Here is a 13,330-nt window from a genome sequence, read left to right on the forward strand (position 1 = left end):
TTCTCTAATTAGCTCTTTTCGTGCTAATTCATCAGGGGATAAATCTTTTCTTTTTTTTCTCATAAAAAAACCTCCAAATTAATGTAATTGTAGTTTACACTAATTTGGAGGTTTACACAAAATATGAGACAGACCCAAAAACCAGGGATTATAATCCCTGGTTTTTATTTATTTCTAATAATTTTTTAGTTCAATATCAAACACCTTAGAAAAGTTTAATTTAAAGAGATCTATGATATCTTTTCTTGTAACTTTTTTACCTTCATTTAATATCGAAGTAACTCCTAGATCATTTAGGCCACAAGGATTAATGTTATTAAAATAATCTAGAACAACCTCATGATTAATTGCAATACCATGAAGTGTCCTCCATTTTTTTACTTCTACTCCTATAGCACAAATCTTTCCTTTCTCAGTAAAAATACCGATAATTCCTTCTTTTTTATGAGTTTTTATTCCCAATCCTTCCAATGTTAGAATCACAACATCTTCTAAAGATTCAATATACCATTTAATATTTTTTTTGAAGTGAGATAAATTCAAGATAGGATAGATAACTATTTGACCAGGCCCGTGGAAAGTTACCTTCCCACCCCTTCTAATATCAATAAGCTCGATTCCTTTCTCTTCCCTTTCCTCTTTAGAAATAAAAATTTCCCTGTCTTCTCCTCTAATCCCCTTAGTTATAGTGGGATTAGGCTCAGTTATAATAAGATACCCAAAAATTTCTTTATCAGAAATTAAGTTATCGAAAAATTTCATCTGTAAATCATACGATTCTAAATATGGTACCTTTCCTGTGTCTATAACTTTTATATCTTTCATCATTTATGTAGTGAAAATTCTGCTGCTAAGGCCTGAACTTCGTTCCTATAGATTTTACCATCCTTACTTTCTATAACATCTGCAATCATATTAGAGATCTTAACCATCTCTTTTTCCTTCATCCCTCTAGTAGTTACAGCAGGAGTTCCTATTCTTATTCCACTTGTTACAAATGGTTTTTGAGGATCATTTGGAACAGTATTTTTATTTGTAGTGATATCGGCTTCTAGAAGTAACCTTTCAGCTTCTTTACCAGTTATTCCTTTATTTTGAAGATCAACTAGGAACATATGATTATCCGTTCCTCCAGAAACTAAATTAAATCCTCTTTCGATAAGAGTTTCACTCATTGCCTTTGCATTTTTAATAACTTGTTTTTGATATTCTTTAAACTCATCTGAAAGAGCTTCTTTAAATGCCACTGCTTTACCTGCAATTACATGCATTAGAGGCCCACCTTGAATACCGGGGAAGACAGTTTTATTAACTTTTTTCATAACCTCTTCATCGTTTGAAATAATAATTCCACCACGAGGTCCACGTAATGTCTTATGAGTTGTAGATGTAACTACATGGGCATAAGGTACTGGGTTTTCATGAAGACCAGCAGCAACAAGACCTGCAATATGTGCCATATCTACCATAAGGTATGCTCCTACTTCGTCTGCTATTTCTCTAAACTTTTTAAAATCTATTTTTCTTGAATAAGCACTAGCTCCTGCTATGATCAACTTTGGTTTTTCTTTCAGAGCTATTTCTCTAATATTATCATAATCAATAACTTGCTCTTTTTCAGTTAACTTGTATGAAGCTACATCATAAAGAGATCCTGAAAAATTTACAAAGTGACCATGAGTAAGGTGTCCCCCTTGATCTAATGCCAGGCCTAGTATTTTATCTCCTACATTTATAAGAGCCATATATACAGCCATATTAGCTTGAGAACCAGAATGAGGTTGAACATTTGCATATTTACAACCAAATAATTTTCTTAATCTTTCAATGGCAAGGTTTTCAACAACATCTACATGCTCGCAACCACCGTAATATCTTTTACCAGGATATCCTTCAGCATATTTATTTGTAAATTCCGAACCAACTGCTTCCATTACTGCTTTAGATACAAAGTTTTCAGATGCAATTAATTCGATTCCATTTTCTTGTCTATTTCTCTCGTTAACTATTTGATCAAAGACTTCCTTATCAACATCACTGAGTTTCTTATGGTCCATTAAAAACCCTCCATATGTTTATATCTAAAAATTAAAAGGGCTACATCTTTTCTTTCTTTTACATCACCTTTTATAAGGGTAACTTTAACCTTATTGTTAAGTAATAATTCTTCATCTTTTAAATCTTCAACATAATTTTTAACTTCTTCTACCTCATCCTGAGATAGTTCAGCTTTTACTGCAAATGCTACAGATAAAGTCGCATTTCTGTTTCATGCATCACAAATTTTTGCATCTCTTTCAAGAAGAGATTTTAGTATACTATCTTCTATAGCTTCTTTAGCCGATCTACCATTTAAAAAACTCATTGTTTCTCCTCCTTTATTATTATTATGCTTAAATTATATATTACCAAGTGTGAGTAACAATTATATCTCTTGCTGCTTTTCCTTCATCTACCCTTTTAATTAATGTGGTATTAGGTGCTGATAAAACTATCTCAGGATTTTCATCCATCTCTTTTCTTATGGTAATCATAGCATCTATAAATCCATCCATTGTTTCCTTACTCTCTGTTTCTGTAGGCTCAAACATCATAGCCCCTTTTACAATAAGTGGGAAATAGATTGTTGGCGGATGATATCCAAAGTCTAAAAGTCTTTTTGCAATATCAAGAGTAGTTATACTTTCATGTTTTGGCTCCGCTAATACAAACTCATGCTTACATACTCTATCCACTGCAATAGGGTAATGTTCTTTTAATCTTGCCATCATATAATTTGCATTAAGAACTGCAGTTTCACTTGCAGTCGTCAGTCCACTTCCACCCATTGTCAATATATATGAATACGCTCTTAAAATAACTCCATAATTTCCGTAGAAACTACGAACTTTACCTATACTATCTGGTCTGTCATAATTAAGGCAATACTTTTCTCCTATTTTTTCTATAACTGGTAATGGTTGGAAAGGTGCAAGTCTACTTTTAAATCCTATAGCTCCACTTCCAGGACCTCCCCCACCATGTGGAGTTGTCATAGTCTTGTGTAAATTATAATGCATTACGTCAAATCCCATATCCCCGGGTCTAGCTTTTCCCATGATGGCATTCATATTTGCACCATCATAGTATAGGAGTCCACCGGCTTCATGGATAAGAGCTGATATCTCTTGAATATTTGCTTCAAAAATTCCAAGAGTACTGGGGTTAGTTAACATAAATCCTGCTAGTCCATCATTTAGATGCTCTTTTAAAGTTTCTATATCTACGTCACCTTCAGGAGTTGATTTAATCTCAATTATATTAAATCCTACAACTTGTGCCGAAGATGGATTAGTTCCATGAGCAGAATCAGGTAATATTATATTTTTTCTTTTGAAATCTCCATTTTTTTCATGGTAAGCTTTTATCATCATAAGTCCTGTCATCTCTCCATGAGAACCTGCAGCTGGTTGAAGACATACTTCGTCCATTCCAGAAATTTCAGATAGATGTAGGCCTACTTCATGCATCATTTCAAGAGCTCCTTGTACACTTTCTTCAGGTTGGTAAGGGTGAAGATTCATCATTTTAGGATTTCTAGCTATCTCTTCATTTATTTTTGGATTGTATTTCATTGTACAGGATCCTAAAGGATAGAATCCTGTGTCCAATCCAAAGTTTTTATTAGATAGACGAGTATAATGTCTAACTACATCATTTTCACTTACCTCAGGAAGTTTTACATCCTTTGTTTTTAATAGATTCTTTGGTATTACCAAATCAAGAGGGACATTTCCTACCTCTAATTCTGGAAGAGCATAACCACATCTTCCCTTTTTAGAAATTTCAAATATAAGTTTATTATATTCTTTCATCTATATCTCACCCATCCTTTCAGCAAAGTCATCTATCTCTAATTTACTTCTTTTTTCAGTAGTACAAACTAAAGATGTATTTTTAAATTCAGGATATTCTTTTTCTAAAGGATATCCACCCAATATTCCAGCTTGTAATAATTTTTCATTGATAAGTTCAGGAGATTCTTTCCCCTCAATTACAAATTCTCTGAAAAAAGGTCTATTAAATTTTAATTTATACTTACCGGATTCTATAATTTTAGTCATAGTATAGTTAGCATTTTTATAGCATAGTTCAGCAACTTTTTCCAATCCGACCCTTCCTAAAAGACTCATATGAATAGAAGCAGCTAAAGCATTTAATGCATGATTAGAGCAAATATTAGAAGTAGCTTTCTCTCTTCTAATATGTTGTTCTCTAGCTTGAAGAGTTAAAACATAAGATCTTTTACCATCTTGATCAACACTTTCTCCAGCTATTCTTCCTGGCATTTTTCTAATAAGCCCTTTAGTTACTGCCATAAATCCTAGGTAAGGTCCACCAAACGCAAGTCCGCTTCCAAAACTCTGAGCATCTCCAACAACAATATCTGCTCCAGATTCTCCAGGAGTTTTAAGCATTCCCATTGCTATAAGATCTGTACATACAATATATTTTGTTTTCTTATCTGTAATGTTTTCTCTTATTTCATCCAGATCTTCGACTATTCCAAAGAAATTTGGACTTTGTACCATTACTCCTGCTGTTTTATCAGAAATTTTTGCTTTTAAATCTGCAATAGAAGTTGCACCTTCGTCTAGCTCTACCTCTACTACCTTTATATCTCTAAATCTACAATATGTTTTCAGAACTTTTCTTGTTTCAGGATGAACACTTTTAGAAACAACTATTTCCTTTCTTTTAGTAACAGTTGCTGCTACCATAGCTGCTTCTGTTGCTGACGTTGCACCGTCATACATTGAAGCATTGGATGCAAACATTCCAGTTAAGTTCGCTATCATCGTTTGAAATTCAAATATACACTGTAATGTTCCCTGACTAATCTCAGGTTGATATGGTGTATAAGCTGTATAAAATTCAGATCTGCTAATCAAATGGTCAACTGCTGAAGGAGTGTAGTGATCATATGCTCCTGCGCCTCTAAAACATATAAGTTCAGATAAATTTTTATTACCTAATTCATCTATTCTTCTTTTTAATTCTATTTCAGACATAGGTGAACATATATTTAATTTATGAGCTGGTTTCAGATCTTTGGGAATATCATTAAAAAGTTCCTCAACGTTCTTAATACCAATTACATCTAACATCTCTTTTCTGTCTTCCTCTGTAGTCGGTATATATCTAAACATTAATGAGCCTCCTCACATAATTCGTTATATGCTGCTAATTCTAATAATGAATCTAATTCTCCTTTGTCTGAAAGTTCAACTTTTAAAATCCAAGTTCCGTATGGATCTGAATTTAATAGAGTGGGGTCATCCTCTAAATCTTCGTTAACTGCGATAATTTTTCCTGAGACAGGCATATATGAATCTGAAGCTGCTTTTACAGATTCTATAACACTGAAAGCTTCTCCAATTTTAAGTTCATCATCAACTTCAGGAAGTTCTACATATACGATTTCCCCCAATGATTCTTGTGCATGGTCAGTAATCCCTATAAGTGCTGTATTCCCCTCTACTTTAACCCATTCGTGGTCTTTCGTGTAAAGTAATTTTTCCATGATTAATTCCTCCTCTATTTTTTATATTTCTTTTCTAAAAACTTTTTACTGATTATTTCGGCATCTATAAGTTTATTTCTAATTTCTATTTGAATATTTTTACCTATCTTAGCATATTCTATATTTATAAGAGCAAGGCCAATACTGTCCTTCTGTCCAGGAAGTTTATAGCCCGTTGTAACATATCCTATTTCTTTTCCTTCGGCAAATGCCTTATATCCACCTCTAGCAATACCTTTTCCAGTTAATTTAAATCCTGCAATTCTTCTTGTTAAGCCGTCTCTTTTTTGTGCTACCAGAATATCTTTTCCTATAAAATCTCCAGCCTCTAATTTTACAAAGAAACCAAGCCCTGATTCAAGTGGAGTAATATCGTCTCCTAATTCATTCCCGTAAAGAGGTAAACCAGCTTCAAATCTAAGTGTGTCTCTCGCTCCAAGGCCTATAGGGGAAAGATCCTCTCCACCAACATTGAATAGTTCTTCTACAATAGAAGTAGCTTTATCATGACTTAGGTATATTTCAAATCCATCTTCTCCAGTATATCCAGTTCTTGAAACTAGGCATTCTACTCCAGATAGTAAAACTTTAGAATTAAATGTAAAGAATTTTATCTCATTTAAGTCGGTATCTGTAATCTTTTGAAGAATCTCTTGGGCTTTAGGTCCTTGAATTGCAATTTGTGAAACATCATCAGATATGTTTTTTGTTACAACATCAAAATCTTTAGCTTTTTCTACTACCCAATTATAATCTTTTTCAGTATTAGATGCATTTACTACCAATAATATTTTTTCATTGGTATACTTGTAAACAAGCAAGTCATCCACAACTCCACCTTTTTCGTTACACATAAATGTGTACATCACTTGATTTTCATTCATAAGGCTTGCATCATTTGCAACTATATAATCTACAAATTTTAAAGCATAGGAACCATCTATAGTAATTTCTCCCATATGAGATACATCGAAGAGACCGGCTCTTTCTCTAACAGCTAGATGTTCCTCTTTTATCCCTTCAAATTGAATAGGAAGTTCCCAGCCTGTAAAATCTACTAATTTACCACCTAGTTTTTTATGCAGTTCATTTAACGACGTTTTTTTTAATTCCATTTTGCCCTCCTTAATCATTATATAATTCCCAAGCTTTGTATGAACTTCTTACAAGGGGTCCAGAAGCTACTCCTTCAAAGCCCATTTCTTCAGCTTTTTCCTTGTACCATTCAAAATCTTCGGGAGTTACGTATTCATACATTGGGTAGTGTTCTTCCGAAGGTCTTAAGTATTGTCCTATAGTTAACAAATCACAAGAATTTTCCCTCAAGTCTTTAAAAACTTGAACAACTTCCTCTCGAGTTTCACCTAGTCCTAGCATTATTCCAGATTTTGTTTTAATTTTAGGATCTATTTCCTTTGACATCCTCAAGACCTCTAAACTTCTACTATATTCAGCCTCTGGTCTTACATCTTCATATAACCTTGAAATTGTTTCGATATTATGATTTAACACTTCCGGCTTTGCGTCTAAAATTATTTTTAGTGATTCTTCCCTCCCTTTTAAATCAGGAATTAATAGTTCAACTCTTACATTCTTATCTGTTTTTCTTATCTCTTCTACAACCTCAGCAAAGTGACTAGCACCTCCATCAGCTAGATCATCTCTAGTTACAGATGTAACTACTACATAATTTAATTTAAGCTTTTTAACCGCTTCAGCTAGATGTTTAGGCTCATCAATGTCCAAGCTTTTAGGCGAGCCATCCTTTACATTACAAAATTTACATTTTCTTGTACACATACCACCCATTATCATAAAAGTTGCAGTTCCACTGGAGTAACACTCTGCCCTATTAGGACAATTAGCTTCTTTACATACGGTTATTAAATTTAACTCCTTTAATATATTCTCTATAGTTTGAAAACCCTTAACATTTCCTAAACTTATTTTTAGCCACTCTGGTTTTGCTATCCTAGTATCTTTCTTCATGAAATCATCTACTCCTGTGTTCGTCATTAACGGCATTTGTACTCTTTACGCCTGCTTAAATTGATTATAACCCCGGCCATATAGCCTTGTAAATAATTAATATTAATTTCACTTGATAAAAAATGTTTTGGGCTATAAAAGAAAGTAAGCATTACATAAGTAATCCTTTAGAATTGAAAAAAAATAAGTATAGTTGCTTTTTTCACACCATATATAAAATTTATTTTTGTAGTTATTAATTCGTTCTTGAATAATAAATTAAATATTTAGATATTTAGATATAAAACAAAGGCTTGAAAAATCCTTTTTTATTAGCAAAATAAAAGCTTTTTAGCTTTATTAAACATATAAATAATATGAATTTCATCTCTTCGAGTTTGCTATATTTTCTATTTATAAGATGATGATATCTTTCTGGTTATATTAAGGAAGGGACGCTTGTTATCTAGACTAATTCTTGTTTACTTATATCTATCCAAGTTCCACAGGTTATTTCTTCGAGATAACTTACGTCGATCTTTACAGCAGAATTAGGAGAACCTCCTGCTGGATATACTGTAGTAAATTTCTTTAAAGATATATCCAAATATATCTCTAATTTTTTTGGCAGACCAAAGGGACAGACACCACCTATTGGATGGCTTGTAACTCCCTCTACCTTTTCAAATTTAACAAATTTAGGTTTTTCTTTAAAATAATTTTTAAATTTTCTATTATCTGTTTTAGCTGTGCCTTTAGTTAAAATTAAAATTTCTTTTTCTTTCAACTTAAAAGCCAAAGTTTTGGCTATCATGTCAGGTTCTACACCCAGAGCTTTGGCTGCTTTTTCCACAGTAGAAGTATCTTCATTGGTTTCAATAATCTCTAAAGAAAGATTATTATCTTTAAAATATTGCCTTACAGTCTGAATACTCATATTTTCCCCTTTTATAAATTTATTTCAAATAATAATACCTTAGTCTTCAACATCCCAATCATTAAAAGACTCCAATCCACCTTTAAGATTGTATATGCTCTTAAATCCTAATTTTTCCATCATATCACACGCAACTAGTGATCTCACTCCACCAGCTCAGACCACAAGATTAGGTATCACCAATAGGTAATTCTTTTAATCTTTCCTTAAAATCATCGGCATAATAATCGATAATAATCACATCTTTCCTATCGATTTAACTCTTTGGATCTCATTTAGAGTTCTTATATCGAGTACCTTCACATTGTCACCAGATAACATCTCCAATGCTTCTTCTCTTGTTATGTCAAACTTTTCACTTGCTGTTTCACTCTTGAATCCAAGATTTTTTTTTAATACGCTCATATATTTCCTCCTTTATTCGTAGTATACAATTTTAAGAAATCGATGGCTTTCTATAGCCTTCTATGTGAAGACTTATTAGACGATAAAATGCATACTTTAGTATAGTGTATACATAAAATGTTGAAATTTCCTTTGATGATATTCTTATAGGTATGATTTCTAGATAAAAAAAAAGTAACTCCTGTCGAATTCAGAAATTACTTTTTTGTTTTAATCCAATGTTTTTATTAAATATTTTTTAAACCATTCTTTATTAAAATCAACAGCTACCATTATTTTACCACCACAAAAATTTTCAGCTGTTTCTCCCCTTTTTTCATCTACTCCAACTAGTATATTTTTTTCTTCAAACTTAAATGCATCCTTATATATAGGTGCGATCAAGGCTATAGTATCGTGAAATGCCACAGTTGTAATTCCTATTTCCCCCCTAACTCTAAACATAGAGTCAAAAATTTCCATAGTTACACCACTATATTTAGAATTAGATTTTCTGATATCATCCAGCTCATTGGATATAAATTGTCCCTTCATAGTAGCATCCAATCCAATCATTTTCACCTCTAAACCCGAATTAAATACTATATTTGCCGCCTCTGGATCAACAAAAATATTAAACTCTGCATAGGGAGTTATATTCCCGCCACAAAGTGATCCCCCCATAATAGTTATTCCCTTTAAAAGAGTTTTTAATTCTGGATATTTAATTAGAGCCGCAGCAACATTTGTAAGTGGCCCAACAGCAATTAATTCAACTTCCTGGGGATATTCTTTAGCACACTTTAAGTAAAATTCAGCATATCCTTCCAAAAATTTCTTGGATGAATTTGGTAGTTCTATGTCTCCCATCCCTGTTTCCCCATGAAATTCAGTCGCTGTATATAGATCCCTTCTTAAAGGTTTATCCAATCCACGATATACATCTATATCTTCATCTAAATATTCCAAAAGATTTAATGCATTTCTTGTTGTATGAGAAAGTTCTACATTTCCAGCCACAGTAGTTATTCCTAACATCTCTATATTATTATCCGCTAAGCCTATTATGATAGCTAAAGCATCATCCATTCCTGGGTCACAATCTAATATTATCTTTTGCATATAATTCTCCTTTTCTTTCTATAATATCATAGAAAAGTTTGTTTCTCAATAAGTTCTGATTTAAGCTTTGATTGAAAGGTCCTACATCCTCTCTCTTGGAAACATATCAAAATAAATTTTATTGAAAATTCAACAAACAAATGATATCTTATTATATATATATACTATAATAGGAGCGTAGAAGAAAATGAATTTAGAAATTAAAAAATTTGATGAACTTACAGGTAGGGAAGTATATGAAATATTAAGAATAAGATCGGAAATATTTGTGGTAGAACAAGACTGTGTCTACAACGATGTAGATGAAAAAGATCTAGAATCAATTCATCTTATGATTAGAGAAGATAATAAAATTCAAGCTTATCTGAGAGTCCTAAAATCAGGGGTTTCATATGATGATCCTTCCATAGGAAGGGTTTTGGTAACTTCTGAGGCAAGGGGAAAAGGCTTCGCTAGAAAAATTGTTCAAGCCGGAATAAATTATATAACCGATCACTGGGGTGAAAAGAAAATAACCATAGGAGCCCAAGATTATTTAAGAAAATTCTATGAAAGTCTGGGTTTTGAAGCAATATCCAAAGTTTATTTAGAGGATAGAATTCCCCATTTGGATATGACTTATAGGAAGAAATAATAATATTTTTTAGGAGGCTTTAAATGAAAAATTTTATAAGTGTAAATAAATTAAAAGAAAATTTTAAAAACATAGTGGTCTTAGACATACGATTTGATCTACATGATCCAGAATATGGAGAAAAAATATATAACGAAGAACACATCGAAGGTTCTTTTTTCATTGATTTAAACAGAGACTTAGCAGGAGAAAAAAAAGAACATGGAGGAGCTAGGCCACTACCTAAAATGGAAGAATTCATAGATAAAATAGAAAAATTAGGAATAACAAAGGACAGCTCTATAGTCGTATATGACGAGAATATGGTCGCAGCAGCTCGAGCTTTTTGGATGTTTAAATATATCGGTCATGAAAATGTTAAAATACTGGATGGTGGATATCCAGAGTGGATTAAAAAAGGCGGATTAGTAAGTCAGGAAAAAACTTCCTCACCTGAAAATAGCAGTTATAGTTTTGAAATCCAAAAGGATATATATATTGAGATAAGTGAAGTTAAAGAGGCCATAGAAAGTAAAGATATCTCCCTGATAGAATGCAGATCATATGAAAGATATTTAGGATTAACTGAACCTCTTTATTCTAAACCAGGGCATATACCAACGGCTCTATCTATTGATTCAAAATCATTGTTAAAGGATGGGAAAGTAAAGTCAGTAAAAGAATTAAAAGAAATTTTCAAAAGACTAAATAACTCTAAAAATATAGTCTTTTCATGTGGATCTGGAGTAAATGCATCTTTAGATTACACAGTTTACAGTGAATTTTTTTCCAATGGAAAAGTATATATAGGAAGTTATTCAGACTGGATAAGTTATCCTGAAAACCTTATTGAAATAAAGGATGAAAACTAAATATTGCTAGACAGAGGAGTTTTTTTGACACAGATTACACAGAATTAAATCTTTTTTTTGGTAGAAACTACTACCCTTGACGCATAACTGAAACTTAGAGTTATGAATATAACTCTGTAGTTGAACTTAGTCAGATGCATTGAGATTGTTATGAAATTACAATGTCAGCATTCCTGTAGACTACGTTCTGACTTTTTTACCGCTAATTATGCGAATGGTCGCTAATTGAATACTTTACTGCTACAAGGCAGGAGATTTTTTTCTGTCGCAGATTACTTAGATTGAAAAACTTATACCTTTACACTAAGCTCATTAAGGAATAACCAGAGAGTACACAAAGGAAAAACTAAAAAGAACACTAAGAAAATCTTTGATTCTGACTTTTCAACGCAGAGACATGGAGGACAAGGAGGTTCACAGAGAAATTCTTTTTCTTGGTCTTAACCCCAAAATAAATACTCGTGTCCATTCGTGCAATTCGTGACTAGTTTTCATCTTTTTCCTGGTTAAAATCTGCTTTTCTCTGTGTCATCTGCGACTAAAGCTTTTGTCCTTCCATTATCAATTATACATTATCAATTATTCTCTCTCATTTCCCTCCTGTGTCCTCCTAAAAACTTTCCCTTAGGATTGTACCCCTATAGTCGAGATACGTCAAACTATAAAGCCTAAAAACCATTGGTACTATTGGGATTGAGAGGCAAGAAATAGGAAGGGCCACTGGTGAGCCTTAAGGGGGTCACAAGTAGCCTTAAAGGTATCAGAAAGAGCCTTATTTCATCTAGAAATTACAGTGATTTAGAGTCTTTCAACTAGATAACTCTAAGTTTCAGTTATGCGACAAAAGTTTTATTTCTCCTCTGTACTCTGTTCTTTAAATACTCTCTTTTCATAAGTGAAAATTGGTGTTCATTGGTGGCTATTTTTTTCTTGGTCTTAACCTAAAACAAAAATCTGTGATCATCATAGAGTTTTCTGTGTCCAAAGCTTTTTTTATCCAACTGACTGATATCTTGGAATTAAAAAAAGATGCCCCTATAGAATACAGAAATCATCTTTTATCAGTATATTAACCCTAGCCTTTTAGTATCCACGACAAAGGTTACGGCTTAAAATGCCCAGCTTTGTCTTTAAAAAATTATATTCCACTTACAAGCCCAATCCCATTACGTCCATTTCTTTTAACTTTATACATTGCACTATCTGCTCTATTAATCAGATGATCGACACTATCACCATCATCAGGAAACACTGCGATTCCAAAACTTGCAGAAATATGTCTACATATATTTTTCTCATGATCTTTAAAAAATTTCAGTATCCCCTCTCGTATCCTTCTCGACACTAAAAAGGCTTCCTCTCTATCCATATTAGGTAAAAAATAGATAAATTCATCTCCACCATGCCTAAAAACTATATCATGATCTCCTAAATTATTTTTCAGCACTTGCGAAACCGTCTTAAGAATTTCATCTCCATAGTTATGACCATATGTGTCATTGATTTTTTTTAAGTTGTCTATATCCATCATAACAATTGAAAATGGAAGATTATCACATCTACTTTGATCGATCTGTTTTCCCAATAGAAGCATTCCCTTACGCCTGTTATAGAGTTCTGTAAGTTCGTCATAGGAAGCAAGTTTATCTAAATGTTTTTCCTGCATCATCTCTTTCGTGATATCAAATACTGCACCAATAAGCCCAGTAATTTCACCCTTATCATTTGTAAAGTATGGTGGTCGTGTTTGTCAAACAGTTTATGAAAAAACTTAAGCAATTTTTTGAGTACCAAAATATACCTTAGCAGGTGTTTCATAATCTAAAGAACTATGTCCTCTATCGTTATTATAAAAATTAATATACCTTTTT

At 32.6% G+C, this 13,330-nt stretch carries 13 protein-coding genes; 2 read left to right on the plus strand and 11 right to left on the minus strand.

The features are described from left to right. Window positions 1-174: 174 nt before the first annotated feature. From lipB to V5784_RS07125, 10 genes are all read right to left on the minus strand, one after another. The gene (lipB, locus tag V5784_RS07080; protein WP_336888332.1) at window positions 175-828 is read right to left on the minus strand and encodes a lipoyl(octanoyl) transferase LipB; all 654 of its coding nucleotides are present in this window, start codon (window positions 826-828) and stop codon (window positions 175-177) included. Next, a complete protein-coding gene (glyA, locus tag V5784_RS07085) occupies window positions 825-2,057 on the minus strand; it encodes a serine hydroxymethyltransferase (protein WP_336888333.1) in 1,233 nt (410 codons plus the stop codon). Before glyA ends, lipB begins: the two co-directional genes overlap by 4 nt. 348 nt (window positions 2,058-2,405) lie before the next feature. Beyond that, window positions 2,406-3,854, minus strand: coding sequence for an aminomethyl-transferring glycine dehydrogenase subunit GcvPB (gcvPB, locus tag V5784_RS07090; RefSeq protein ID WP_336888334.1), 1,449 nt, complete (start codon window positions 3,852-3,854; stop codon window positions 2,406-2,408). Then, window positions 3,855-5,189, minus strand: a complete 1,335-nt coding sequence (gene gcvPA, locus V5784_RS07095) for an aminomethyl-transferring glycine dehydrogenase subunit GcvPA (RefSeq protein WP_336888335.1) — start codon at window positions 5,187-5,189, stop codon at window positions 3,855-3,857. It lies immediately after the preceding gene. Continuing rightward, window positions 5,189-5,563, minus strand: coding sequence for a glycine cleavage system protein GcvH (gene gcvH, locus V5784_RS07100; RefSeq protein WP_336888336.1), 375 nt, complete (start codon window positions 5,561-5,563; stop codon window positions 5,189-5,191). The genes gcvPA and gcvH overlap by 1 nt, the downstream gene beginning before the upstream one ends. Before the next feature lie 14 nt (window positions 5,564-5,577). Next, entirely contained in the window at window positions 5,578-6,678 is a 1,101-nt protein-coding gene (gene gcvT / locus V5784_RS07105; RefSeq protein ID WP_336888337.1) for a glycine cleavage system aminomethyltransferase GcvT, read from the minus strand. A gap of 10 nt (window positions 6,679-6,688) precedes the next feature. Then, on the minus strand, window positions 6,689-7,588 hold the full coding sequence (gene lipA / locus V5784_RS07110) for a lipoyl synthase (RefSeq protein WP_336888338.1): 900 nt from the start codon (window positions 7,586-7,588) through the stop codon (window positions 6,689-6,691). A gap of 409 nt (window positions 7,589-7,997) precedes the next feature. Beyond that, window positions 7,998-8,468, minus strand: a complete 471-nt coding sequence (locus V5784_RS07115; RefSeq protein WP_336888339.1) for a YbaK/EbsC family protein — start codon at window positions 8,466-8,468, stop codon at window positions 7,998-8,000. A gap of 237 nt (window positions 8,469-8,705) precedes the next feature. Further along, window positions 8,706-8,873 (minus strand): hypothetical protein, encoded by a 168-nt coding sequence (locus V5784_RS07120; RefSeq protein WP_336888340.1) that lies wholly within the window; start codon window positions 8,871-8,873, stop codon window positions 8,706-8,708. Between the two features lie 210 nt (window positions 8,874-9,083). Next, window positions 9,084-9,974: a nucleoside hydrolase gene (locus tag V5784_RS07125; RefSeq protein WP_336888341.1), complete on the minus strand. Its 891-nt coding sequence runs from the start codon at window positions 9,972-9,974 to the stop codon at window positions 9,084-9,086. A gap of 187 nt (window positions 9,975-10,161) precedes the next feature. On the opposite strand from V5784_RS07125, the gene V5784_RS07130 reads away from it, so the two are divergent. After that, on the plus strand, window positions 10,162-10,608 hold the full coding sequence (locus V5784_RS07130; protein WP_336888342.1) for a GNAT family N-acetyltransferase: 447 nt from the start codon (window positions 10,162-10,164) through the stop codon (window positions 10,606-10,608). 23 nt (window positions 10,609-10,631) lie between these two features. After that, window positions 10,632-11,459, plus strand: coding sequence for a sulfurtransferase (locus V5784_RS07135; protein ID WP_336888343.1), 828 nt, complete (start codon window positions 10,632-10,634; stop codon window positions 11,457-11,459). 1,138 nt (window positions 11,460-12,597) lie between these two features. On the opposite strand, the gene V5784_RS07140 is transcribed toward V5784_RS07135, so the two are convergent. Beyond that, window positions 12,598-13,125, minus strand: coding sequence for a GGDEF domain-containing protein (locus tag V5784_RS07140; RefSeq protein ID WP_336888344.1), 528 nt, complete (start codon window positions 13,123-13,125; stop codon window positions 12,598-12,600). Between the last annotated feature and the right edge of the window lie 205 nt (window positions 13,126-13,330).

Origin of the sequence: Psychrilyobacter sp. (genome assembly GCF_037132775.1) — a bacterium.
Classification (GTDB): domain Bacteria; phylum Fusobacteriota; class Fusobacteriia; order Fusobacteriales; family Fusobacteriaceae; genus Psychrilyobacter.